This window comes from Natronorubrum sp. A-ect3 (genome assembly GCF_041821125.1).
In the GTDB taxonomy this organism is placed as follows: domain Archaea; phylum Halobacteriota; class Halobacteria; order Halobacteriales; family Natrialbaceae; genus Natronorubrum; species Natronorubrum bangense.
In genome coordinates, this window is record NZ_JBGUBB010000001.1 from 365,924 (window position 1) to 389,846 (window position 23,923).

Annotated in this window: 24 protein-coding genes, 1 tRNA gene and 4 pseudogenes; 11 read left to right on the forward strand and 18 right to left on the reverse strand. The window is 58.9% G+C overall.

The features are described 5' to 3' along the window. Positions 1-130 precede the first annotated feature (130 nt). A complete protein-coding gene (locus ACERJA_RS01800) occupies positions 131-940 on the reverse strand; it encodes an RIO1 family regulatory kinase/ATPase (RefSeq protein ID WP_373606613.1) in 810 nt (269 codons plus the stop codon). A gap of 186 nt (positions 941-1,126) precedes the next feature. Here ACERJA_RS01800 and ACERJA_RS01805 point away from each other — a divergent pair, with 186 nt between their 5' ends. The 3 genes from ACERJA_RS01805 to ACERJA_RS01815 all read left to right on the forward strand — a co-directional run bounded on the left by ACERJA_RS01805 (position 1,127) and on the right by ACERJA_RS01815 (position 3,852). Then, positions 1,127-2,320, forward strand: coding sequence for a hypothetical protein (locus ACERJA_RS01805; protein WP_373606614.1), 1,194 nt, complete (start codon positions 1,127-1,129; stop codon positions 2,318-2,320). Positions 2,321-2,476: 156 nt separating this feature from the next. Next, on the forward strand, positions 2,477-3,628 hold the full coding sequence (locus ACERJA_RS01810) for an acyl-CoA dehydrogenase family protein (protein WP_373606615.1): 1,152 nt from the start codon (positions 2,477-2,479) through the stop codon (positions 3,626-3,628). Positions 3,629-3,633: 5 nt separating this feature from the next. Next, on the forward strand, positions 3,634-3,852 hold the full coding sequence (locus ACERJA_RS01815) for a hypothetical protein (protein ID WP_373606616.1): 219 nt from the start codon (positions 3,634-3,636) through the stop codon (positions 3,850-3,852). 33 nt (positions 3,853-3,885) lie between these two features. On the opposite strand, the gene ACERJA_RS01820 is transcribed toward ACERJA_RS01815, so the two are convergent. From ACERJA_RS01820 to ACERJA_RS01835, 4 genes are all read right to left on the reverse strand, one after another. After that, positions 3,886-4,704: a DUF6517 family protein gene (locus tag ACERJA_RS01820; RefSeq protein WP_373606617.1), complete on the reverse strand. Its 819-nt coding sequence runs from the start codon at positions 4,702-4,704 to the stop codon at positions 3,886-3,888. A gap of 105 nt (positions 4,705-4,809) precedes the next feature. After that, on the reverse strand, positions 4,810-5,313 hold the full coding sequence (locus ACERJA_RS01825; RefSeq protein WP_373606618.1) for a DUF2062 domain-containing protein: 504 nt from the start codon (positions 5,311-5,313) through the stop codon (positions 4,810-4,812). 117 nt (positions 5,314-5,430) lie between these two features. Next, the gene (locus ACERJA_RS01830) at positions 5,431-6,687 is read right to left on the reverse strand and encodes a Glu/Leu/Phe/Val dehydrogenase (protein ID WP_373606619.1); all 1,257 of its coding nucleotides are present in this window, start codon (positions 6,685-6,687) and stop codon (positions 5,431-5,433) included. 146 nt (positions 6,688-6,833) lie between these two features. After that, positions 6,834-7,709 carry a CoA ester lyase gene (locus ACERJA_RS01835; protein WP_373606620.1) on the reverse strand — a complete coding sequence of 292 codons (876 nt, stop codon included), beginning with the start codon at positions 7,707-7,709 and terminating at the stop codon, positions 6,834-6,836. 931 nt (positions 7,710-8,640) lie between these two features. Here ACERJA_RS01835 and ACERJA_RS01840 point away from each other — a divergent pair. Continuing rightward, positions 8,641-9,924 carry a Cdc6/Cdc18 family protein gene (locus ACERJA_RS01840; RefSeq protein WP_373606621.1) on the forward strand — a complete coding sequence of 428 codons (1,284 nt, stop codon included), beginning with the start codon at positions 8,641-8,643 and terminating at the stop codon, positions 9,922-9,924. Between the two features lie 120 nt (positions 9,925-10,044). Here the strand turns inward: ACERJA_RS01840 and gdhB are convergent, their stop codons facing one another. Continuing rightward, positions 10,045-11,319 carry a glutamate dehydrogenase GdhB gene (gene gdhB, locus ACERJA_RS01845; protein WP_006067962.1) on the reverse strand — a complete coding sequence of 425 codons (1,275 nt, stop codon included), beginning with the start codon at positions 11,317-11,319 and terminating at the stop codon, positions 10,045-10,047. Between the two features lie 300 nt (positions 11,320-11,619). On the opposite strand from gdhB, the gene ACERJA_RS01850 reads away from it, so the two are divergent. Further along, on the forward strand, positions 11,620-12,297 hold the full coding sequence (locus ACERJA_RS01850) for a PH domain-containing protein (protein WP_373606622.1): 678 nt from the start codon (positions 11,620-11,622) through the stop codon (positions 12,295-12,297). Positions 12,298-12,332: 35 nt separating this feature from the next. Here the strand turns inward: ACERJA_RS01850 and ACERJA_RS01855 are convergent, their stop codons facing one another. Both ACERJA_RS01855 and ACERJA_RS01860 read right to left on the reverse strand, forming a co-directional pair. Further along, on the reverse strand, positions 12,333-13,475 hold the full coding sequence (locus tag ACERJA_RS01855) for a hypothetical protein (protein WP_373606623.1): 1,143 nt from the start codon (positions 13,473-13,475) through the stop codon (positions 12,333-12,335). Between the two features lie 56 nt (positions 13,476-13,531). Then, positions 13,532-13,882 carry a DUF5658 family protein gene (locus ACERJA_RS01860; RefSeq protein WP_006067964.1) on the reverse strand — a complete coding sequence of 117 codons (351 nt, stop codon included), beginning with the start codon at positions 13,880-13,882 and terminating at the stop codon, positions 13,532-13,534. Positions 13,883-14,434: 552 nt separating this feature from the next. On the opposite strand from ACERJA_RS01860, the gene ACERJA_RS01865 reads away from it, so the two are divergent. Together ACERJA_RS01865 and ACERJA_RS01870 are read left to right on the forward strand one after the other, a co-directional pair. Next, the gene (locus tag ACERJA_RS01865) at positions 14,435-15,607 is read left to right on the forward strand and encodes a hypothetical protein (protein ID WP_373606624.1); all 1,173 of its coding nucleotides are present in this window, start codon (positions 14,435-14,437) and stop codon (positions 15,605-15,607) included. A gap of 143 nt (positions 15,608-15,750) precedes the next feature. Beyond that, the gene (locus tag ACERJA_RS01870; protein ID WP_006067966.1) at positions 15,751-15,999 is read left to right on the forward strand and encodes a hypothetical protein; all 249 of its coding nucleotides are present in this window, start codon (positions 15,751-15,753) and stop codon (positions 15,997-15,999) included. Here ACERJA_RS01870 and ACERJA_RS01875 read toward each other — a convergent pair. The 4 genes and pseudogenes from ACERJA_RS01875 to ACERJA_RS01890 all read right to left on the reverse strand — a co-directional run bounded on the left by ACERJA_RS01875 (position 15,996) and on the right by ACERJA_RS01890 (position 18,010). Continuing rightward, a complete protein-coding gene (locus ACERJA_RS01875; protein ID WP_136350765.1) occupies positions 15,996-16,226 on the reverse strand; it encodes an ADP-dependent glucokinase/phosphofructokinase in 231 nt (76 codons plus the stop codon). The genes ACERJA_RS01870 and ACERJA_RS01875 overlap by 4 nt on opposite strands. Further along, a pseudogene (locus ACERJA_RS01880) lies at positions 16,174-16,314 on the reverse strand (phosphofructokinase); the annotation flags it as partial. The pseudogene ACERJA_RS01880 and the gene ACERJA_RS01875, both read right to left, overlap by 53 nt. 53 nt (positions 16,315-16,367) lie before the next feature. Beyond that, positions 16,368-17,225, reverse strand: a complete 858-nt coding sequence (locus ACERJA_RS01885) for a class 1 fructose-bisphosphatase (protein WP_373606625.1) — start codon at positions 17,223-17,225, stop codon at positions 16,368-16,370. Beyond that, positions 17,222-18,010 carry a class I fructose-bisphosphate aldolase gene (locus ACERJA_RS01890; protein WP_373606626.1) on the reverse strand — a complete coding sequence of 263 codons (789 nt, stop codon included), beginning with the start codon at positions 18,008-18,010 and terminating at the stop codon, positions 17,222-17,224. Before ACERJA_RS01890 ends, ACERJA_RS01885 begins: the two co-directional genes overlap by 4 nt. A 189-nt stretch (positions 18,011-18,199) precedes the next feature. On the opposite strand from ACERJA_RS01890, the gene ACERJA_RS01895 reads away from it, so the two are divergent. Continuing rightward, a complete protein-coding gene (locus ACERJA_RS01895; protein WP_373606627.1) occupies positions 18,200-18,535 on the forward strand; it encodes a DUF5798 family protein in 336 nt (111 codons plus the stop codon). Between the two features lie 202 nt (positions 18,536-18,737). On the opposite strand, the gene ACERJA_RS01900 is transcribed toward ACERJA_RS01895, so the two are convergent. The 3 genes from ACERJA_RS01900 to ACERJA_RS01910 form a co-directional block, all read right to left on the reverse strand. Next, positions 18,738-19,370 carry an RAD55 family ATPase gene (locus ACERJA_RS01900; protein ID WP_373606628.1) on the reverse strand — a complete coding sequence of 211 codons (633 nt, stop codon included), beginning with the start codon at positions 19,368-19,370 and terminating at the stop codon, positions 18,738-18,740. A 177-nt stretch (positions 19,371-19,547) separates the two neighbouring features. After that, positions 19,548-20,402 carry a geranylgeranylglycerol-phosphate geranylgeranyltransferase gene (locus ACERJA_RS01905; RefSeq protein ID WP_373606629.1) on the reverse strand — a complete coding sequence of 285 codons (855 nt, stop codon included), beginning with the start codon at positions 20,400-20,402 and terminating at the stop codon, positions 19,548-19,550. A 112-nt stretch (positions 20,403-20,514) separates the two neighbouring features. Then, positions 20,515-20,700, reverse strand: a complete 186-nt coding sequence (locus ACERJA_RS01910) for a hypothetical protein (RefSeq protein ID WP_006067973.1) — start codon at positions 20,698-20,700, stop codon at positions 20,515-20,517. Between the two features lie 169 nt (positions 20,701-20,869). On the opposite strand from ACERJA_RS01910, the gene ACERJA_RS01915 reads away from it, so the two are divergent. Both ACERJA_RS01915 and ACERJA_RS01920 read left to right on the forward strand, forming a co-directional pair. After that, positions 20,870-20,944 (forward strand) — tRNA-Arg (locus ACERJA_RS01915). Positions 20,945-21,109: 165 nt separating this feature from the next. Next, positions 21,110-21,322 (forward strand): annotated as a pseudogene (locus ACERJA_RS01920) (hypothetical protein); the annotation flags it as partial. Between the two features lie 186 nt (positions 21,323-21,508). On the opposite strand, the pseudogene ACERJA_RS01925 reads toward ACERJA_RS01920, so the two are convergent. From ACERJA_RS01925 to ACERJA_RS01935, 3 genes and pseudogenes are all read right to left on the reverse strand, one after another. Continuing rightward, positions 21,509-21,886: pseudogene (locus ACERJA_RS01925) on the reverse strand (hypothetical protein); the annotation flags it as partial. 328 nt (positions 21,887-22,214) lie between these two features. After that, positions 22,215-22,724 (reverse strand): type IV pilin, encoded by a 510-nt coding sequence (locus ACERJA_RS01930; RefSeq protein WP_373606630.1) that lies wholly within the window; start codon positions 22,722-22,724, stop codon positions 22,215-22,217. Positions 22,725-22,727: 3 nt separating this feature from the next. Then, the gene (locus ACERJA_RS01935) at positions 22,728-23,141 is read right to left on the reverse strand and encodes a type IV pilin (RefSeq protein WP_373607439.1); all 414 of its coding nucleotides are present in this window, start codon (positions 23,139-23,141) and stop codon (positions 22,728-22,730) included. Positions 23,142-23,611: 470 nt separating this feature from the next. On the opposite strand from ACERJA_RS01935, the pseudogene ACERJA_RS01940 reads away from it, so the two are divergent. Continuing rightward, positions 23,612-23,875: pseudogene (locus ACERJA_RS01940) on the forward strand (aldehyde dehydrogenase family protein); the annotation flags it as partial. Positions 23,876-23,923: the final 48 nt, after the last annotated feature.

Consider the following 23,923-nt stretch of genomic DNA (forward strand, 5'->3'; position numbering starts at 1 on the left):
CAAACTAAACGGCGAGTATCCTGAAAACAGTGCTGGTGATTCACACGAAATCGAGAGACCTATACAGAACACTGCCGGCGTACAGATGACGACTGACGGCCAGCGACAGTCAGAGAGAAGTGACTGTCAGCTATCGCCGATTCTCATCAGCCGCCCGCTCGAGTTCGGTCCGGAGCCCCATCGAATCGAACTCGTGGTCGGGGCGCAACCGGACGAAGTCGAGAAAACGCCGGGCAGAAAGCAGTTCGTCGGCGGTGTAGACGTCTGCAGCCGCGTCGACGGCGTGAAAAGAACCGATCCGTGGCTCGAGAACGGCCAACGCACAGGCGAGATCGTACGCTGTGGTTTCGCCGACGCGGTCATCGTGGACGCTGGTGGCGTCGATAAAATAAAACTCGTCGTCACACAGCAAGATGTTCTCCGCACGCAGGTCGCCGTGGGCCATCCCGTGATCGCGCAACGTCGCCAGCATCTCGAACAGTTCCGTCGCTCGCTCGGCGACGAGCCAGTCGGGAGCGTCGTCGAGCGTTCGAAACTCGGGCAGGTACTCGAGGACGAGGACGCCGAGCCCGTTGACTTCGAAGGCGTCGATCGGCTGTGGTGCGTTGATGCCGATCTCGCGCATCTGCTCGGTTGCCTCGTACTCGTGTTCGACCATCTCCCGTGGCGTGTCGAACCGGCCGAAAAAGCCGCCGGTGCCCGCCGACACCGCACCGACGTTGCGTCCGGTCGTCAACACGTCGTGGACGAGCGCGTTCTGTCTCGAGACGATCTTGACGAACCACTCCTCGTCGATCACACAGGGCGTCGACAGCCAGTTGTCGGCCTCGAGAAACTCGACGCGGATACACTCTCGGTCGTAGCGATCCGCCAGCGTCTGCATCACGCGCTCGAGGCGGTCCCATTCGACGGTTCCTCGTGCGAGCCGGCGGATATCCATACGTCGCATGTGAGTGCTTGGGGGTTAAATGCGTCCCGAACTGTCGCCATCGAAACGTGTCGGTCAATCAATCACTGGCCGAACACTGTGAGACAGTACGCTAATCACGATAACCACCCTCACGGGATTCGACTGGGCCCCAGAGCAGTATTGTTATCAGCGATGCAACTGAATAGTCGCCCAGTTATGGACGCGATCGACGACCTGAGTGACGCACTCGAGACGACGCGAAATTTCTTGACACCGATCCAACTCGGGATCTGGGTCAAACTCGCAATCGTCGTCTTCTTCGTGAGCTCACTCGGCATGGGTGGGCCGACGGTGCCCGGTGGAGACATCACGACGTTCGCCGACGAGCCGGGAATCGACGGAACCGAGGAGTTCGAATCGGAGTTCGGAGAGGAGTTCCCGGTTGAAGAGCTCATACTGGGGCTGCTCGTCATCGGCGCCATTGCGCTGGTGTTCTGGTTACTCTACTCGGTTATTGGCGCGATTATGGAGTTCGTCTTTATCGAGTCGTTACGCTCGAGTGAAGTCCATATCCGACGGTATTTTTCGGCAAACATCGGCAACGGGCTCCGGCTGCTCGTCTTTCAGCTGGGGGTGATACTCGTCACTGGAGCTTTGGCGAGTGCACCCGCGGCGCTCGTCTTTGTGCTGGGTGATTTCGATGCCCTCTCGGTCGGGCTGATCGGGCTGTACGCGCTGTACGGAGTCGGGCTGTTTCTCATCTACTCGGTGATCCAGCGGTTTACCAGCGCGTTCGTCGTCCCGGTTATGCTTCAGGAAGACCGCGGTGTGCTCAGCGCCTGGAGTCGGTTCTGGTCGACGTTTACGGCCAACTGGACGGAGTACGTGGTCTATCTCGTGTTAGTCTGGATCCTCTCGATCGCGATTGCGATCGCCGCCTGGTTTGTCATCGCGTTCGGTGTGCTGGCACTGCTGATCCCGTTTGCGATCCTCATCGTCCTGTTGGTCTTCCTCGGAGAGATCGGTGTGTTACTGGCGATCCCCGTCGTCCTGCTGGCAGTTGTGTGCATCCTACTGTTCATTTCGCTCGTCTGGACGCCGATCGAGACCTACTTCCAGTACTACGCGCTGTTGTTGTTGGGCGATACAAACGGCGACCTCGATCTGATCCCGGATCAGCGAGCCGCAGTGCGATCCGATGGCGGTGCCCTGACTGATCGAGACGATGGCTGGGACAGCGGCGACGGAGATGGGCAAGAGAACCGCGACCACTCTCGGAACGACGGCTGGTCGACAGACGACAGTGCCTCACGGAACGACGACTCGGACGACGAGTACGACCCATGGGATACCGACTCGAGTTCGTGGGACGACGACGACACAGATCGTGACGACAACCGGGGCTGGTAGCGACCGAACCAGCGTCGTTGGGCCAGCATGTTTCAGACAGCCATCGTGTAGGCCACGGGCTCGAGCGCACGACCGACTGCTCAGGCTGACACGATAGCCATCGATCACGACTGGGTTTGGCAGTGTGTTTATTCCGGTTGTTGGTGACAGTGCGGTATGGACACGGCAGTTCCCGACGAACACCGTATGATTCGGGAGACAGTCCGGGATTTCTGTGACACCGAAATCGAGCCGATCGCCCAGGCGATCGAAGACGAACATCGGTTTCCAGCCGAGATCTTCGACCAGCTCGCCGAACTGGATATGCTGGGTGTTCCCATCGACGAGGCATACGGTGGTCTCGGCGGTGATACGCTCATGTACGCACTCGTCGCCGAAGAGCTCGGTCGAGTCTCGGGGTCGATCGGGCTCTCCTACGTCGCGCATACGTCGCTGGGATCGAAACCGCTCGAGCTGTTCGGTACCGAAAGCCAGAAAGAACGCTGGCTGCGCCCGCTTGCGGAAGGCGAAACGCTCGGCGGCTGGGCGCTGACCGAACCGGACAGCGGCTCCGATGCGTCGGACATGGACACGAAAGCGACGAAAGACGGCGATGAGTGGGTGCTGAATGGCACCAAGCAGTTCATTACGAACGCCTCGGAAGCGGGCTCGGTACTCGTCAAGGCCGTCACCGACCCTGACGCCGGCTACGGCGGGATCTCGACGTTTATTGTCGACCCCCAAACGGATGACGGATTCGAGATCACGACGATCTGGGAGAAACTGGGGCTGAACGCCTCGCCAACCTGTGAGATTCGTCTCGAGAACGTTCGACTTCCCGAGGATCGCCTCTTGGGCGAGGAAGGCGACGGCTGGAGCCAGACGAAACAGACGCTCGACGGTGGTCGAATCTCGATCGCCGCGCTTTCGACCGGCCTTGCACAGGGGGCCTACGAGCACGCGAAGGCATACAGTATGGAGCGCGAGCAGTTCGGGCAGCCGATTTCGACGTTCGATGCCATCCGAAACAAAATCGTTGACATGCATCGCAAAACCGAGCGCGCACGGCTGCTCACACACCGTGCTGCTCACATGTACGACAACGGCGAGCCCGTTACCCGCGAGTCCGCCCTCGCGAAACTCGACGCCAGCGAGGCTGCTCGCGAGGTCGCTGAAGACGCCGTGCAAGTGCTTGGCGGCTACGGCTACACCACCGACTTCGCACCCCAGCGGTTCTATCGGGATGCCAAACTGATGGAGATTGGTGAAGGCACCAGCGAGATCCAACAGCTCGTGATTGGCCGGGAGCTCGGCCTCTCCCCGACTTAAAGCGTATGCTCGTACTCGTCATCGGCCTCGCACTCGTCGGCTTCGGTGTCGCCGGACTCCGGTATGCACCGGCCATCGTCACAGCCCAGCATCGACAGGGGATGGCACCGCTCGAGGGTGACGAAATCGACGAAACAGATCGGATTCGAGCCACGAAATGGGTTGGAGCCGTCTTCGTCATCGGTGGGCTTTCCCTCTTTGGCTACGGCATAGGGGTCGTCTGAGTGGCGTCTCGGTGGGAGTGTCTGCAGCGTCAGCTACTCGAGTGTCCCCAGGAGGCCATCGTCGTCGCTGTCGTTGGTCTCATCACTGTCATCATCACTCGAATCGTCATCGTCCGTCTCGTCATCCTCGTCAGCGTCGTCACCATCCGTCTCGTCAGCGTTGTCGCCGTCCGTCTCGTTATCTTCGTCATCCTCGTCAGCGTCGTCCAGTTCGAGGTCCGTAGCGACGCCCTCCATCAGTTCGAGAATGTTCGACTGTTCCATGCTGCGAACTTGCTGGGGATAGACACCGATGGTCACGAGCAGGTCGTCGCCTGCTTCGACGGCCTCGCTGACGTGGAGATCGACCTCGAGGGAGTGACCGTCGAACGTCGCATCGGCGCTGAACCGCGACCGGGTCGTTGTCTGCTCGAGGATCGTGATCTCTGCGGTCTCCTCGTTCGTGATGTTGCTGATATCGTCGTAGTTGTCCTCGACGAGTGCAACGAGTTCTTCGGCATCCATCTCCTCGACGGGATTGAAGTTTCGGCCTGCAGCCCCAATCTGTGGCGTCGTCAACACCATGAAAACGGCACCGCGCTGGCGACCAAGTGGCCCCATGTCGACCGCCTTCTCGTGTTCGGTGAGATAGTTCGTGACGGCGATCGTCTCCGAGGCGGCTCCAACACCGACGTCTTCTTCGACGGTAACCGTCTCGATCTCGGTCTGGTCGTACCCCGTCTCCGACCGAACGCTCGCATCGACGCCGGCCGGCGACGACTCGTGAACGTCCATACCGAGGGAGCCCAGACAGCCCGCAAGCGCCGTGAGTCCGAGGCCACCAAGGCCACCGAGCACTGCTCTTCGATTCATTTCCGAGTGAATCTCTCTTGTGTTCGTAAATGGTTGTTGCTTCTCTAAGAGAGTGTTCGGCGACGATCCATCACTTCGCTGTCGTCTTCGAACGATGTCGAGGGGTTAGCGTCGGAACAGGCCAAGAATTCCCGACCCGACTGACGGCCCGGGATGGCGATCTGTCCGTCGGCGGTGCACTCGAGTCAGATGCAACACCGTCACGTACCCGACAGCGCCAAGCACGATGGCGACGACGGCGTTTCCAAGAAGGAGTTGCTGAATCCCAACCCACGCAAACTCGGTCGTTGTCGCATCCCGTGAGCGAACCGAGTTCGAACCCAGTAAAAACGCGCCGACCTGGAAACTCGCGAGGTAGACCGCTGGCTTGACAAACGGGTTGAGGACGATGACGGAGGCGAAAATCGCTGGCTTGCTGATCCACGACCACAGCGAAATGAAGACGAAAAACAGGCCGATACCGACGCCACCGGTTGGCAGTGCGGTGACGAAAATGCCAACAGCGAAGCTCGCAGCGATCTGCCGTGGCGTCCGTTCCTCACGAAACGCAGCGAGGAGTTTCCGGCGAATTCGGTCGCGATACCGAGCGAGACGTTCCCCTACAGTCACTCTATCTGTGGGTTGCCAGCAATCGGCAAAAGGATATCGAGTTCGGAGATGAATAGTTACGCAACAAGAGTGTTGCCGTCTCAAACGAGGCGCTGTCAGCGACGTCGTACCGACGTGTCAGGGGAACGAGCCGGCTTCCTCGAAGGCATTGGCGACGCGACCGATCGCAACCACATACGCCGCGGTCCGTGGGTTGTCGAGATCGTGTGCCTCGAGCGTCTCGACGAGAGCATCGAAGGCGTCAACGATGAGTTCCTCGAGTTCCGCGTTGACTCGCTCTTCGGTCCAGTGGAACCGCTGGCGGTTCTGAACCCACTCGAAGTAGCTCACCGTCACCCCACCAGCGTTGGCGAGGATGTCCGGAATCACGAAGACGTCTTTGTCCTCGAGGATGGCGTCGGCTTCGGGGGTCAGTGGCCCGTTTGCAGCCTCGGAGATAACGTCTGCCGTGACTTCCTCGGCGAGGTCGGCATCGATCGCGTTCTCGAGGGCAGCGGGAATCAGCAGGTCGACATCCATCGTCAGAATGTCCTCGTTCGTCACTTCCGTTTCACACTCCTCGTAGCCGAGGATGCTACCGGTCTCGTTTTTGTGGTCTTTGGCCGCAACCGGGTCAAACCCGTCCGGGTTGTAGATCCCGCCACTCGAGTCACTGGCTGCGACGACAGTTGCCCCCATCTCGTCGATCAGTTTGGCGGCGATCCAGCCGGCGTTGCCGTAGCCCTGCACAGCGACGGTTGCGCCCTCGAGATCCTTGCCGAGATAGTCGAAGGCTTCGCGGGCAGCGATCACTGTCGAGCGGCCGGTTGCCTCGACGCGGCCTTCACTGCCACCGCTGGCGATGTTTTTACCCGTGATGACACCAGGCTCAGTGGTGTTTTCGAGTGTTTCATACGTGTCTTTGATCCAGTTCATCTCCCGCTGGCCCGTGTTCACGTCGGGTGCGGGAATGTCGCGGTCCACGCCGATCATCGGGCGCAGTTCCTTCGCGAAGGCACGAGTGACGCGCTCGAGTTCGGCCTCGGAGTACTCATCAGGGTCGATGATGATTCCACCTTTGCCGCCACCGTAGGGGATGCCGACGGTCGCACACTTGTAGACCATCCAGCCCGACAGCGCCTTCACTTCGTCACGGGAAACCTGTGGGTGGTAGCGAATGCCGCCCTTGTACGGTCCGCGATCGCCGTTGAACTGCGAGCGGAACGCCTTGAATCGCTCGAGGTTGCCGTCGTCACGCTCGATCGTGAGGTTCGTCTCGAGAACTCGCTCCGGATGTTTGAGCCGCTCGATCACGTCGTCGCCGACGTCGAGATGAACAGCGGCCTCGTCGATCTGAGACTGGAGACTTTCAAACGGGTTTGCTTCGCCAGACATTGAGTATGCCTTCCAAGGAAACCAAAATAAACGTGACGAATGCTATTCATAGTGCATAATATTCAATATAAGGTATTCAGAGGCAATTATATTTTTCCGAACTGTCGACGTCGATTCGGGTGGGAACACGGCATTAATCGCTGGCCTCAGTGATCACTCTCAGGCCACGTCTCGGCTGCAACGGCCCGTGAGCGGATTCGTTTGGCCTGTGCGATCAACGGCGCATCGATCATCTCGCCATCGACTTCGAAGACGCCTCGACCCTCGGCATCCGCAGTCCGCTTGGCCTCGAGAACCTTTTGGGCCCACTCGAGATCGTCTGCCGACGGTGTAAACGCCGCATTGATCGGGTCGACCTGCGCGGGATGGATCGCCAGTTTGCCGTCGTAGCCGAGCTGGACCGAAAACGCCGTATCCTCACGCAGTTGTGCTTCGTCGCCGAAATCAGTGACGAGGGTGTCGATAGCCGCACACTCGTGTGCAGCAGCAGCGAGGACGACACGTTCGCGCGCGTAGAGGACTTCAGTTCCCTCATCTGTACGGGTCGCACCGAGATCCGCCGAAAGATCCTCTGCACCGAAAACGAGCGCATCAGTCGCCTGAACGGCCGCAATCTCCGGTGCAGCGAGGACGCCCGCAGCGCTCTCGATTAGCGCAAACACGGGGAGTGAGACGTCATAACTTGCGAGTTCGTCCACAAGTCCCTGCACGTCCCCCGGCGAGTCGACTTTCGGCAACATTACGCTATCGAGCCGAACGTCGCCATCGACATCCTGCAACAGCGCCTCGAGGTCGGCCGCCACAGCTGACTCGGTCGCGTTGACGCGGACACAGACCTCACAGTCCGGATCGAACGCCGGGTCGGCGAGAACCGTTCGAACAGTCTCACGTGCATCGGCTTTCTGTCCGGGCGCAACTGCATCCTCGAGATCGAAAACGATCACATCCGCCCCTGCAGTGGGCGACTTGCGCATCATCTCCGGACGATCCCCTGGCGTGAACAGAATGCTTCTCCGTCCCATACATCATGTCTGTGAGCCATTACTATATACTGTTGGACGGACCAAGTGACCGAGTTTCGAGGCAGACGCCGCTGTCGCCATGTCGACGCCTCAAGCTGGTCAGAACGGAGGCGTGGACGGGCACCCCTCGTTCAGAGTGAAAAATGGTTCGGTCTGCGTTGGCCAATATAAGCGACCAGCTGGGCAACGTCGAGTCGGTCGTGTACTGTGGCTCGAGTCAGAACGCTGGAACGGAGAGACCCGTCGTTCAGAGTGAAATCGGATCACGGGTCCTCCCTTCGGTTGCAGAGCAGAGCGGTGGCGTGGACACCGCAGGGTAAGCCTCGAGCTACTCGCCCTGTCCAGCCTGTCGAATAACGCAAGACCCCCACCCCCTATTCAGAGTGAAAACAGAGTACACGTGGGTTGGGGGGCGGCGAACCGTGTGTGGAGATGATATTTGCTACAGATTGGTTGTGAAAATAAGACTGACTGCAGTTGGAGGATGAAATTGCCTATATCGTAAGATATAATCGTACTATACTAGCTAGGTAGGTAGTTCTAGAATAAGAATGAATGAGCTAGCGATCTAACAAGCAAAACGTGGCGTCGTCGTCAGTGACTCGTCCGAAGTGGGCTGTCTCCACTGCTTCCGGCTCTATCATGTCAGACGACGACGTTAGCTCATCATCCGACACTGCTCTGGACCATCAGCTTCCACCACCATCTTCTTCGGACCCTCCCCCCACCGTCGTTCGCACTTTCACTCTGAATGAGGGGTGTGGGGGTCCGACACGAGCGTTCCACAAAGCGTGCACTACAGTCTGCATCCGGGGACTCTGTAGGGAAATCGAAGACAGCCGAAACATTACGTCTTAAAACGTCTACCTGATCGTTATCAGTCTGAACTACCTTCCATAGTTTTATTATGTATGTCTCCAAGAACGGAGACATGGCTGAACAGGCAGGGGACCCGCTTTTCCAATCTCACGATCCGATCTTTGATCGGAAGGAACTCCTCCACGTCGGTCACGTTCCCGACGAAGACCGGATTGTCGGCCGGGACGACGAGATCCAGTCCGTCGCCGCCGAAGTCGGTGCGATCACGCGAGGCGATCCACCCAACAACGTGATGATCTACGGGAAGACCGGTACTGGAAAGAGTCTCATCTCTCGACACGTCGCCACTCGAGCACAGACGGCCGCTCGAGACAACGAGATTGACTGTGGCGTGCTCTATGTCGATTGTTCCGAAGCGAACACGGAAACGCGCGCGACGCGCCAGCTCGCGTTGAGTCTGAAAGATCAGACTGGCTATCAGGAGAACATTCCGCTACGAGGTGTCGGGACGATGGAGTACTACCAGCATATCTGGGGAATCCTCGAGGACTTTTTTGACGCCATTATCGTCATCCTCGATGAGATTGACAAACTGGACAACAGTAATATTCTGATGCAACTCTCACGGGCGCGTGAAGCCCAGAAGACGGACGCTTACATCGGCGTGATCGGCATCAGCAACAAGGTCAAGTATCGGGAGACGCTCGACGAACGCATCGACAGCAGCTTCGGCCACCGAGAGCTGTTCTTCCATCCGTACGATGCCTCACAGCTCCGGGAGATTATGCGAAATCGCGAAGATGCGTTTCAGCCCGAGGTCTTAGAAGGCGGGACGATCGAACTCTGTGCGGCACTCGCTGCAAAAAAGCATGGTGACGCCAGAAAGGCGATCGAGATCCTCAAAGAGGCCGGCGAACTCGCTCGTCGCACTGGCTCGGAAACCGTCTCAGAGAGCCACATCCAGCAGGCCCAGGAGGTCGCCGAGATCAATCGAATCGAAGAGCTCACCAGCGGGGCGACTGTCCACGCAAAACTCGCCCTCTATGCGCTGGCAAGTCGGATCATTACCGGCGACCGCGAGACCCACAAGACACGGGAGATCTACGAGCGATACGTCGGGATCTGCAACATGGTCACGACCGATCCGATCACTGAAAACGGGCTGTATCGGCAGCTCAAAGAGCAGGCCTTCCTTGGCGTTATCGAGTCGGAAAAAACCGGTGGAGGCCGCTCTCAGGGGAGTTATCTCTTACATCGCCTCGTCACTGACCCGAAACACATTATCAAAGCAGTCCGCCGGGACGACTCACTCAAGGAGCTTCCGACGTACGACCAACTCACCGAGACTGGATCCGCAACGAACAACCGCGACGTCGATCTCTCCTCGTTTTCCTGACCGGCCGACCGGGAACAGGCACGTCTCTCGAACGTCGGCTGACTCGTGGTGTCGTTTCAGTCTGAACGAGGGGTGTGGGCGTCGTTTTGCTACACCGAGATCGAACTGCTCGTCTCGCGACTATGGCCAGAGCCCACGCACGTCGTGTGCATCGGCGATCCGTGACAGCGCCACGATGTACGTCGCATCGCGCCAGGTGACGTCGCGAGCGTCGTACTCCTCGCGGATGGCGTTCCACGCCTGGAGCATCTCGTCTTCGAGTTCCTCATGGACACGCTCGAGGCTCCATTTGCGACGGTTGATGTCCTGGAGCCACTCGAAGTAGCTCACCGTCACGCCACCGGCGTTGGCGATGATGTCGGGGATGACTGGGATTTCTCGTTCTTCGAAGATCTGGTCGGCCGTCGACGTCGTTGGTCCGTTTGCACCTTCGACGATCAGGTTCGCACTGACGTCGCGTGCGTTCTCGGCGGTTAGGACGTTGCCGATCGCGGCCGGAATGAGGACGTCGACGTCGAGCTCGAGTAGTTCGTCGTTCGACAGCGTTTCGGGGGCGTCGTAACCCGAGACCATGCCTGGGGTTTCGTCGTGGTCTTCGACGTCGGTCGTGTCGAGGCCGTCGGGATCATAGATCGCGCCATCAATATCGGAGACGGCGACGATCGAGGCCCCGAGGTTATCGAGATAGCGGGCCGCGTTGGCACCGACGCTCCCGAACCCTTGGACGGCGACAGTGGTGTCTTCCATGTCCCAGTCGTAGTACTCAATCGCCTCTCGAGCGACGATGCCGACGCTCCGACCGGGTGCTCGCTCTCGGCCGTAGGAGCCGCCGACGACTGGCGGCTTGCCAGTGACGACACCGGGCTCGGTCTCGCCCTGTTGCATCGAGTAGGCGTCCATGAACCACGCCATCTCCTGGGGACCGGTCCCCATGTCCGGCGCGGGAATGTCTTTCATCGGGCCGATCACGGGGCGGAGTTCCTCCGCAAGCCGTCGGGTGAGCCGCTCGGTTTCGTCCTTGCTGAGCTCTTTCGGGTCGACAACGACGCCACCTTTCGCACCACCGAATGGAAGGTCCATCACAGCACACTTCCAGGTCATCCACATCGAAAGACCGACACACTCCTCTTCGGTTACGCCAGGATGGTAGCGCAGGCCGCCTTTGTACGGCCCACGGACGCTGTCGTGGTGGGCACGATATCCGGTAAACATCTCACGGCTTCCGTCATCGCGCTCGAGTGGGATCGTCACGCGGTAGACGCTCGTCGGATGTCGAAGTCGCTCGACGATTCCCTCGTCGACGTCGAGATGGGCAGCTGCGCGCTCGAGTTGGCGACGGGCTGTTTCAACGGCACTCTCCGGTTCCGGCTCCGATGTGGGCTCAGTTGTTGTCATAGTATTGCCGTAGAGATTCCGCCCGAAGCGAGGGTCACGGTAGCCCTCTGCTGACAGCCGCTTCGAACGCGACGACTGTCTCGGGTACTGGGAAGCTGTTTTCCCGCGGCAGAGATAATGTTTGCTACTTCATTCGAGTTCGTGCAATATTTGCACACCACACTCTCTCGGCATGGTATTATGCAATAATTTCGAGTTGGCACTGCACGACAAATGGAGGATGTCGAACGTTCGAACCGAGTTGGCGACTCCCCGCGAGCGAGCAGTATGCTTTTGCCGTCGCTGTGTGACCTCGAGCGTATGAGTGGACTGGAAACCGACGGCGACCTCGAATGGCTGTCTCTGGATGCCGACGAGTCGGTCCGCTGGGCTGGCGGGCCGGATCTGCGGACGGTTGCACCGACGGCGTTGTTACTCGCGTTGCCTGTGCTTGCACTCGCAGTCGTCCCGTTCAATACGGTTGCCGGACTGGCACTCGTCGCAGTGCTCGGAGCGGTGACGGTTCCGATCGTCGGCTGGGCTGTCCTCTGGATTCGGAGCACGGACTACGTCGTGACCACATCCGGTCTGTACGAGAAACGCGGCGTGTTCTCGCGGGATGTCAAGCGGATCGACTTCGAGAAGGTCCAGAACACCTCCTACAGCCAGAGTGCACTCGGTACGCATTTTGGCTATGGCCACGTCGAAATCAGCTCCGCCGGCGGCGCGGGTGTCGAAATGCGGTTTCGATCCGTTCCGGAGCCACGAGCGGTCCAGCAGCTGATCAGCAGTCACGTCTCCCGCGGGCAGGCCACCGACCGCTCTAAGACGGCCAACGCAACCGATGCGGTCCTCGAGGAGATCCTCGTCGAGTTGCGAGCAATCCGGACGGCACTCGAGGACGGCGCTGGCGATTCGGAGTCCGTCGAGACGCGCTCGAGCACACAGTCGGACGATAGTGTCCCTCTCGAACACGAGTCGGCTGACACCGATTCGTGAGAGGCGGTCAACAGCTGAGTCGAAGTCGGATTCGGTCAGCGGACCTCGATGCTGCCGCGCATACTGGTCTCGTGGGGTGCACAGGCGTACGTGCTTATCTCCGATGTCGCGACGAACTCGAGCCACTGGTCTGGCCCTGGTTCATCGACTAACGGCGTTTCGTACCCATCGACGACGTCGTCGGTCTCGGTTCGGAGTTCGATATTATGCAGTTGACCGTCGCCCGTCGACCAGCCAATCTCGTACGGTTCGCCCGCTTCGAGGACGAGTGTGGGGTTGACCAGCCCCTCGATTGCTGACGGTTCGACGCCTTCCCAGCCAGCGGTCTGCCCATCCAGAGCGATCCGTGTCCCGGGCTCGATGGTGACATCCGGGTTGCCGACTGGCAGGAGGTCGTCGACCCACGATGGCTCTGCCACGGCTGTCGCTCCAAACCCGCCGAACTCGACGTTGATCTCGAGTTCGACCTCCATGTCGTCCATGCCATCCGTCTCTGCCGTCACAGTACCTGTCTGTCTCGTCTGATACTCGTGAATCCGTCCGTCTTCGTCGACGAGAACGGTGCCGGAACCCTCGAACTGTCTCTCCGTATCGCCTCCGAAGGCAGTTTGGATCTGTGCTCCCGACACACTGAACTCGTGGACTGGTCCCGCATCGGTCGACTGTGTCCCGTGGTAGTCATCGATTGCCTCGAGCATCCAGACCTCGAGTGCCTCGAGTGCGTCGTCGATGACGTCGTCGGCGGTTAGCCGACCAACAGTGTCGCCATCGCTGGCGGCTCCACGATCGCCATCGATGTAGATCGCCTGCTCCGTACCCGATCCGTCGTACCCCTCGCGGCTCGTCCGTTTGACACGCTCGGCAGAAGGTTCGGCATGGATCGTCGACGACGCGGCTCGGACGTTCTGATCTCCGTCGCCCCTGGTCGTTCGTTGCCACTCGTGCTCGCTGTGGAACGAGGCCGCTGCAACCTCGCTTCTGTGGGCCTCGAGAAGTGTCTCCGGCGCTTCGACGCCGGTCGAACTCAGCCCGGGTGGAAACTCGAGGTCGGGGGCCTCGCTACTACCGTTGTCTTCGGCGATATCAGCGCCATCGTCAAGACAGCCGGCCAGCCCGAGGACACCAACTGAACTTACATACAGCCAGCGTCGTCTGGTCGTGGTCCGCGTTCGTGTCATATTCCATGAGACTATATTGTAGTAACAAAAACACTGCGTCTCGGTATCTCGGCCGATCAGATCGCCGTCGAGATCATATAGACGTTGATACAGACGGCCGCTGTCCAGGGGAGCGCAAGCCCTGCGGGAACGATCGGTCGGTAGGCTGGAGGGAGCATCGGCCGACAGATCAGTCCGATAGCGACTGCGATGCCTTTGAGCGCGAGCATGCCAGCCAGCCCGTAGCCTTCGATTGCACTCCTGGCGACCGGGTTCGATTCGGCCAGTCCGAGGTGTAGACCGACGAACGTCGTCACGATGTCACCGACCAGCGATAGCGCGACGAGGACCCACAGAAGTCGCTCGAGGACGGCTGGAGAGAGGTCACGAAGCAGTTCGGTGTGGAGAGAGGCCCCGCTGAAACTCATAAACTCCCCGCCGGAGTCGAACCGGTCGTTACGTCACCGTCGGGAGTGGTGTCCGCAGACGACGGTTCCACCACTCGCGGTATTGTTATGTCAGGCGTAGCGTCTCACCACCTCTCGTAACACGTTGGTAACCACCGTGGAATCTCCTCGAAGGGGCGTGGCTGATCCGGCTGAAAACGACGGCCTCGAGAGCGTCAGTATCTGATTTCGATCGGTAGTGGGTGATAAATCGGGTGCGAACAGCGGAGTAACGGGGATGGCCTCGACCGGCCCCAATCGAGGCTGTGGCCATGACGGCTGTCGGGACAGGGCTAGCCGACCGGCGGGTTGTAACGACCTGTTCGCAAAACCTGACGCTCCCCATCACAGCTGATTACCACCTGCCGCTTAGCGGATTCGTATCCTCCACGTGATATATAACGCGTGGCACCTGCAGGCACAATGGCTTTGCTCGATTTCGTCTTCGTATCTGACAGCTGTAGGCGCTCCCGTGTCCGTGGTCCGTCGCTGGACGATACGGGTGAACACACCGTTATAAACCACTCTCGCGGTATGGAAGACACACACACCGAGCATCTCGTTTCCCGGCTCGCGACGATTCGTGACCGGCTCGAGGCGGGCATGGACCGTCGCGAATTCCTTCGGACCCTCGTTACTGGCGGCTACGCACTCGGTGTTGCCCAGTTTCTCGGTGTCGACGATTTCCTTGCAGCTGATGACGGCGAGGTTCCAATCGTTACCGCACTCGTCAGGTCCGACCCCGACGACCCGTGGTCACTCGAGGAGCGGACGCGGGACGTCCCCGCGTCGTGGTATGCATCTGTTACGAAGGCCTTCGAACTGAACGACCTGCTGGCGCGAACAGCATTTACTGGCTATCTCGGGAGTGCAGTCGTTCCCGGATCGTACGAGCGTGGGACTGCATCCGTCTCTGTCGGTATCTCGAGTGGTCTCGATTCGTTCCGAGACACGTTCGATGGACTGGTCGACGACGTCTCACTTGATATCGAGACGATCGTCGATATCGACGGCATCGAAGACGGACACGAGGGCTTCGAGCCGCGGTTTATCGACTCGACCTCGAATGGGGATATTCCGAGCGGCATCGCCTGTGAAACACCGGGGAGCATTGCGACGCTCGGCCCTGTTCTGTACGATCCGGACACCCGACAGGAGTTTTTCGTGACGGCCGAACACGCGTTCGAGGACGGAGCCGATCCGGACAGTGATCGACTCTCACTGCCGGTCGATGGAGCCGACACTGTCGAACTGGGAGCCGTCGAGCGCGCTCATCCGGTCGAGGATATCGTCGCTGTCACCCCCGGAAACCAATTCAGACCCTCGAACATGATCGACACACCCTCACCGGCTCGCGTCCGTGGTCAGCTCACCCGACTCGGACTTGCTGATCTCATCGCTCGTGGCGAAGATCTCGAGAAGGTCGGTGCCATGACTGGGCATACGACCGGGACGATTCAGGGTATCGACGCGGTTACCTGCTTTACCGACGAGTTCTGTCGACGCGGTCAGATTCGCTGGGGTGGCGAAATGGATCTGACTGACGGCGACAGCGGATCGGTGAGCTATCATAACGACCCCGAGGGTGCTGACGAGGACGTCCTCGTTGCAGGCTTCAACAATGCCCGTACGTGGTGGCCAGGACAGAGCTACGTCTGGGGAATTGGTGCCTACAAACTGACTGAAACCTACGGCTATCACTTCTAACTCATGGACGACGACCACGATCCAACACACGACGGCACCACCAACTGCGACCTGAATCAGCGTCGTCCGTTCCGACCTGCCAGATACTCGACCGTCACGCCAATGTTCGTTCACCGACCACACCGCGGACAACCACCACGCCGATGAGTTCCGATACTGCTGACAGCCCCGGCCGGGCTGGCGGCACGATAAAATCGGTTGCAAACACCACTGCCCGACTCGCGATCGACCTGCTCGTCATTACCGGCTGGGTCATGCTTCTGACGCTGTTCTTTCTGCAGAACGCGTGGCCACGGTGGGCGTTTTACGCACTGCTCCTCCTCGGGATCGGTGTCTACGTCACCGTAACCGCAGCATGGCGCACCAGCGATTCCGACGAACCGACTGCCTAGAGTAACAACTGAACCGACTGACACACGCATTGTACTGTCCGCAGTTCTCGCTCGAGAAGAAAACTCGACGACGAAACGATGTCACCGATGCCGACAGTGCCTGCAGGATCGTCGACGACGCGATTAGGACAGGCAACGACCGCCGGCGTACAAGAGGAAGCCGTCGTCGGCCGTCTCGTCGACGTGCTTAGGGGTGAGATTGTGATAAGCCGCAAGCAGTGCCCCATCGACGACCGCGCCGACCTGATCAATCATTTCGTCGAGCGCATCCGCGTACAGGTCGAACCCCGGCGGCCTCGAGGCGGCGATGAACCTCTGTATCGCTTACGCGAGTGCGGCCTCGAGGCGGCGATGAACCTCTGTATCGCTTACGCGAGTGCGGCCTCGAGGCGGTCGATCAGGCTCGTGTTACCGACGTGGACCGGCACGCGCTGGTGAAGGTCGGTCGCCTCGACCTCGAGGATCGAGTACTCGCCGTTCGAGGAGCGGCCACCGGCAGCCTCGATGACGTAGCCGATCGGGTTCCCCTCGAACTGCAAGCGGAGTTTCCCGTTGGGGCTGTCCTCGAGGGCGGGGTAGGCGAAGATACCGCCGTAGGTGAGGACCTGGTTGACGTCGCCGATCATCGCACCGCCGTAGCGGAGCTTGTGTTGTGGGTTTGCCTCGACTTCGCGGACGTACGCCTCGAAGTCAGCGGGCCAGTCGGGGACGCGCCCGCCGAAACCGTAGGTGATCGGATCGTCGGGGAGGGTCACGTCGTGCTCGACGACTGTCCGCTCACCTCCGGTGAGTTCGTACTTCGTGACCGTCCCGTCACGGGCATACACCATCGTCGTGATCGGGCCGTAGAGCACGTATCCCGCTGCAACGAGGGCAGTACCCGGGGCGGGGAGTGGCTCGTCGTAGATGCCAAACACCGTCCCCATCGTGTTGTTCGACTTGAGGTTCGAGGAGCCATCGAGTGGATCGACGGCCACGGAGAGCCCGTCGTCATCACAGTCGATGATCTCCGCGCGCTCCTCGCTTGCGTACTGGGAAACGCCGTCGATCGACGACAGTCGCTCTGCGAGTAAGTCGTCAGCCCAGACGTCCGCCTCGGCCTGGGTCTCACCGCTGGGGTTTTCTTCGTCAGCTTTCCCCCGTCGACCGACCAGTCCCTGTCGGATCTCGGTCGCCGAGCGGCTGATCGTCGCGACGATGTCCTCGACTGGGTCGGACACCGTCATTCCTCGAGTGCGGCGTCGGCGGTTTCGCCCTCGTAGATGACCTTCTCCAGCGCGTCGAGCAGCTGGGTCGGGTCCTCGCGCTGCCAGACGTTACGACCGACGGCGAGTCCGCTCGCACCGGCGTCCATCACGGCCTCGACCGTCGAGAGGAACTCGTAGTCGGAGGTCTTCGAGCCGCCGCTCATGACGACTTTCATGTCACCGGCAGATTTGACGGCGTGGGCCATCGCCTCCTTGCTGCCGGGGTATTTCACTTTCGCGATATCGGCACCGATCTCGAGGGCGATACGGGTCGCATAGGAGATGGTGCTTGGCTTGGTGTCGTTTTTCAGCCCCTGTCCGCGTGGGTACGACCACATGACCATCGGGAGGTCGTACTCGCGGCCCTTCTCTTGGGCGTCACGGAACTCCTCGTACATTTCGACTTCGTTGTTCGAACCGCTGTAGACGGTAAAGCCGAGCGCGTCGGCACCGAGCTCGGCGGCGTAATCAACCGAGCAGTTGACCGGCGAGTCGGGCTCGCCCATCCAGAGGTTCGACGTGCCGTTGAGTTTGAGCAGGAGGTTGACGTCGTCCTCGTAGCTGGGATAATAGCCCTCAGCGACCCCTTTCTGGACGGCCATCGCGGTGACGGCGTCGTGCGTCGCCGTCTCGAAGACCGTCGATGGGTCGAGTTTTTCCGGTACTTCCTTGAAGTCGACCGGACCGTGTTCTAACCCGTGGTCCATCGCGAGAATCAGTGACTTGCCGTCGCGAACGATCGGAGAGTCGTCGATCGGAATCATCTGTTAGTCGGTCCAACTGGCCGCTATAAATCTTTGATGGTCCGCGTTACCGGAATTACGTACAATAGTAGTAGTAAACACCGTCTCTGACCGGAAACAGGACAACGGTTCGCAAACGGAGAGACGGGGATTGGCCGCCTCGAGCCACGGAGGAAAAGGCCCATTAGTCAGCCAACACATCACTCATGTATGGGACTTGGCAGCACTGCAAAGAAGATTCAGGGCCTTTCCGACCGTGCCGAAGCGATGTACAAGCAGGTACAGCAACTCCAGCAACGGATCATTGGACTGGAAGAAGAGATGGATGACACCCACGAGACGGTCAAGCGTCTCGATCATCAACTCACCGAACAACGAGCACTCCTGCTTGCGATCGCTGCAGAACAGGGGCTTGACGGTGAGGAAATCCTCGCAGAAGCAGCGATCGACGAAGCCGAACTCGAGGCCGCTGAGACCGACAGCGACGCGACAGAGTCAACCGACACGATCACGGAAGCCGACGCGAGCGACACACCGTCTAAGTAGCGTTCTCCGCTACATTTCCTCGGACAGTACCCCAGTATACGCTCCTCTCGGTTCGCCAGCAACCGGCTCCAAACACGGTGGGCCCACGATGTGGGCGCGCTGTTATGCCTGTAACCGCGACGGATAGCCGTTATCGCCGGTGCTCAGTATGAATCAGTGTCATGTCACTCGTCCGTCTCGGCGGTTGGCACCGAAACGCTTGTTAGATCGACAGGCCAGCCGTCCGAATCTGTGGCTCGTCGCCATCGCTGGCTTTCTCGAGTTCGATAGAGGCGTCAAACAGCTGTTTGAGCGTGTTCATCGTCTGGGCATCGTGAGACGTCGAGTCGATGATGTAGACACCCATCGCGTCCGCACTCTGGATTCGGCCGGTAAAAACGTGGAGAAACCGAAAGACGGTCTGGAGATCCGAGTACATGAGCAGCGTCGATACGGAGTAGAGCAACACGCGGTTTTCGGTCACGCCACGCTCCTCGTAAAAGTCCTGTAAAAACTCCGAGAGATTGATTCCGATTCCCGTCATATCGACCGGTGAGGAGGCGTACTTGACTCGCGGATCGTCGTCGACGGATCCAATACCGCGCTGTTTAGTAACACAGTCGACGACGCCGAGATCTGGATCAGTACCTGGACTAATCGAGTCGGCAAACGACTTGAGAACCTTGTCGGCACTGTCTTTGGTCGTCACGATGATCGACCCATCACCGCGGTCGGCACCGCTTGCGAGGATATCGAACGCGATCTGTCGCTTCCCCGTTAGCGGCGGACCCGCGATGAGTAGATTCGTCCCGGGCTCGATTTCGGCGTCCGGTAGGACGTCTGCGAGGTCATACATACCAGATACTCACATCCATCCGCAGCCGTACTGGTGTATCACTGTGTGCGCTGGCTACTTCGGTGTGTGGTATGAAAATACCGAATCTAGCTTATATTACTTTTGATTAGACGACTATTGTCAACACTGCTTTCCGATATCACGGGCATTCAGGTTCGAAACTACTCTCGAGTCAGTTCACCCGCCTGTTGGGATCGTCACCGCTGCCCGCCCAACAATAAACGCCAGTGCAGCGAGGAACATCCCGTACTTGAGGTGTGACTGTCCAGCCGTCGGATCGTCGAAACTCTCGACGGCCGCATAGAGCATCACCGCGTCCGCCGGCACCACCACCAGCAGGTACATGATTCCGAAATACTCGAGGAGATACGGAATCGGGCTCGCGATCACAGCCACGATGAGCAAGCCAGTCGCGATCTGGAGCGCACGCCGTTCGCCGATTGCGATGGGAAGCGTGTTCAACCCCTCCTCGCGGTCGCCAGCGATGTCCTCGACGTCCTTGATAATCTCTCGAGTCAGTGTCGCAATCGCCGAGAGGACGAACAACACCACGGCAGGGCCCATGTTGCCCACCGCCGCCGCGCCGAAGAGAAACGTGCTTCCGACGAGGTAGGCGACCAGTGCGTTCCCCAGCCCGGGCAGTCCTTTGAAGAACTCGGTGTACGCGACCAGCGCAAGCAGATTGATCGCTGCGATGGCGATCGCAGCCGCCGGCAGCGTGATCGCGAGCCCGACAGCGCCACCGAACAAGACGAGGCTAAAACCGAGCGCACCCCGTGGGCTCACGGCTCCCCGAGGGATCGCTCTCCCTGGTTGGTTGATTCGGTCGATTTCCCGATCGAAGTAGTCGTTGATCGCGTTTCCGGCCCCAACTGCAAACCCCGTTGCCGCGATCGCCGCTGTCACCGACAGTGGCTCGGCGGCGACACCACCGGCGACGAACGCGCCGATAAACGTCAACACGCTCGCTGCAACCACGTTTATCGGCCGCGTCAACTCGAGCAGCCCACGAATCGTCTCACCCGCTGTCATGGACGAAACTGCTCAGTCGGACTGGTTAAACGGTACGATCCGCTCTCAGCGGTCGTCGCTGTCACTCAATTCGATTGCACGCGCGGGGTAAAACAGTGTGATGCCGGCGAGCCTACCGCCACTCCTCGAGATCACACAGCGTCTCGGCGTCGACTGAGAGCCACTTACAGACCCGTTCGTCGCCAGTCGCATCGGCGGGAACGGCAGTCCAGACCTCGTTCTCGTCATCAGTGAGCAACTCGAGCGGTGCATCTGCAGACCAACCGTCGTCTGGGATCGGGGCCTCGTTCACCGTCATTGACAGCTGACTGTTGCCCACACAGCGTAAATACCCCGTGCGGTAATTTTCACCGATTGAGAAGTAGAATGCTGTCTCGAGCGCTCGAGAGGAGTGTGGTGTGCTGGTCGATGTCGAAACCGTCACGAATCGAGTGACTTATACGGGACCGCCGGAAAATAGGTGGTAAGGGCGCTTAGCTCAGTCTGGACAGAGTACTTGGCTTCGGACCAAGCTGTCGTGGGTTCAAATCCTGCAGCGCCCATTCGCAACCGGCTCGATTCTCGACTCATACTACTTCCCCCGTAGAGCTTTCGTTGTCCGTCTTTTCGGCACTTTCGTCCATTTCACAGACGGGAGTAGAATCTGATCCTAACGGGCAACGGATTGTGTCTCCGTTCCGTCACGCGATTCTCGTCACAAACTGGGGGTGGTCGGCGTGACGGTCTCGCTCCAGTCGCCGACCGCTGACTTGAGTTGTCGTCACTGTGGCGCCCACGTTTCTGATCGGTTCAGTCGCGTGTTCGGTGATGACGATCGCGTCCACCGCTGTTCTAAATGCGATACCTACGCGCGACTGAGCCGTGGCTCGGCTGCTGGTGTAGATGTCGGGATTCCAGATCCGGAGAGCGATGAGCCAGGGGTTCTCAAGAAGGTGCAGGGTGTGCAGACGTGGGTTGCCTTCTCGTCGCGATTCCTCGAAGACACTGCCGACGATGCGCTCGACGAGGTGAACCCAGACGACACACCGGAAGCCAAGAGCGAACGCGCCGACGAACGTCGCGAAGAGCGCCAGCAACGACAGCAGCAAAACGACGACGACCTAGAGGAGAGTGATGACGACGGTCTCGACGTCGGTCCAGTCTTCGGGGTGCTTTCGTTGGTCAACCAGCCGAGCAACAAGATCGAGCGGATGAACGCATCGGTGATGTCCGTCCCGCGGGCCGAATAGAGTGAGTCCGTGAGCGACACGTCAAGCGGCGCGCTGAACTGGAGCGTGCCGACCGCGCCGATCGAGAACGACGCCAGCACGAACAGCGGGGCGAGAATACGATAGTAACACCTGAACCGATGTACACACAGATCGCATGGGGGCTATGTGATCTGGTGTGCAGTGACGTGCAGTGGCTACTATCTCTGTCACGCCGATACCGTCTTCCTGCCGAACCGAGTCAGGAATGTACGTCTGCGGGAGGCGTACTGCCATACGACCAGCCGGTTTCCCCGATATGAAAAAATTCTATGGGATATCATCGGTTTCCCTTGAAAATCCAGAAGTTCACCAAGTCTTAAGAGAAGTGGGGTTGAGCGCCGAGATATGACACGCAACAAAATTCGGTAGCTGGACCGCGACTCGGTCGGCGTCACGCTCCCCAAGGGAGACATGCGTGTCGAGGGGCTTATCGACGAAAATGGTGCGCTCGAGGAGGACTGTTACGTGCATATCCGACACATCGACGAAGGACAGTGGTCGCTCAAACTTGTAGATAAAAACAATCTGTAAATTAAATAATCAAGTGGTAGTTATTGATTCACTAAGGCTCGTGGTCGGTGATAATCGTTGAGGAACCATCCGCTTCCCACGTAACGACTATCTCTTCGATTTCATCAGCAGGATCAATAGTCCCGAAGTCTATACTTTGACCATCAACCGCATCGCCACTAATAGCAACATTGTCGTTGGACTCATCAATGGCGAACGTAATCTCCTCTCCTGCTGTAATATCAGAACCGTCTCTTTCTAAGTCAGCACTTTCAGAGTTACCATCGACAGTTACACTTACTGACAAGGTGTCTGGATCGATATCATCGCCACTCGTCTGGGAGAGCTCAACTACCGTATTGTCATCATTGCTTTCCCAGTCATACTGAGCTTGTGGTGCGCTATCATCGAGGTCACCAATGTCCAGTACGAATGCTGCGATCACAGCTGCGAGAATGACCGTGATTGCAACCATCAGGATCACGCCGATAACCGGCGAAACAGCACGCTCTTCGTCACCTCCAACAAGTTTTGTCGTGTATTGACTAAGATCAAAATTCATTGTCTAGTTCTCGTGTTCAGCGAGAATTGTTGAGGAACCGTCTGCTTCCCAGACAACTTGGAAATCACCAGTCTCACTATCGAAATTTATTGTTTCGCCAGCAGACCATGTGATATCTGCGCTGCCATCAATATCGCCATTGTCATTCACGCTTGGATCAAAGTCGATGTTCGATAGCTCGATATCATCACCGCTTGTATGGGTTATCGACATCTCGTCTTCATCAGTATCAACCTCCCAGTCGAACTGCGCATTCGGCGCACTGTCATCAAGATCACCAATGTCCAGCACGAACGCTGCGATCACAGCCGCGAGAATGACAGTGATGGCCACCATCAAAACCACTCCAATAACTGGCGATACAGCTCGCTCGTCTTCGCTTCCGATCAGCTTGTTTCGATATGTTGTGAGATCCATAGTTGGATTTGCGTTTTCACGCACCCGCAACGTGGGACTTTCGAGTGCCACAGTGACACTCGATGCCGCTCGAGGGAGCGACAAACCGCCCCTCGGCGGTGCCGTCTCGTCGTTGCGGTGCTACTTGCAGCCAGTGAAAGCTATGTATATATAATCATCCCAAAGTCCAACGTATTGGTGAACAGAACGCTTTAGGACACTTTCAGACCTGATAATTAGGAAGGTGTAGAGACCCTACAGCACCCCCTTGAAGTCGTGCTGTCTTGCGATTTGCTGATTATTCAACGATACAACATCTGTTTGATGTCTCACATCTGAAATTCAGTCTGGACTGGGACACCCCTGTACTCGACGAGCGCGACCTCGCGCGCACCGACGACGGCGGGGCAGATAGCGAGCCGTGGACGGCCGCCCTCGACTCCCATGCTGTGCGTCGCTACGCGGGTCAGCATCCGGACAAAGGCACCTACGCGATCATCAGCGAGGACTACCGCAAGATCCACCAGTTCCGCGACGAGGCCGAGATCGGGCTGGCGTACGCGAACCTGCCCTGCATCGGCGCGGAGGTTCACCTTCCGTTCGGCGGCGTGAAGAAGTCCGGGAACGGCTACCCGAGTGCCCGTGAAGTCATCGAAGCCGTCACCGAACGCACCGCGTTCACCCTCAACAACTCGAAGGATATCGAAATGGCACAGGGGCTCTCGGCGGACGTCACGATGTCGGACGACGACTGATCGGCCTGCTCTGCTTTTTTGTGCTCGCCGATCGTTGATGGCCGTCCA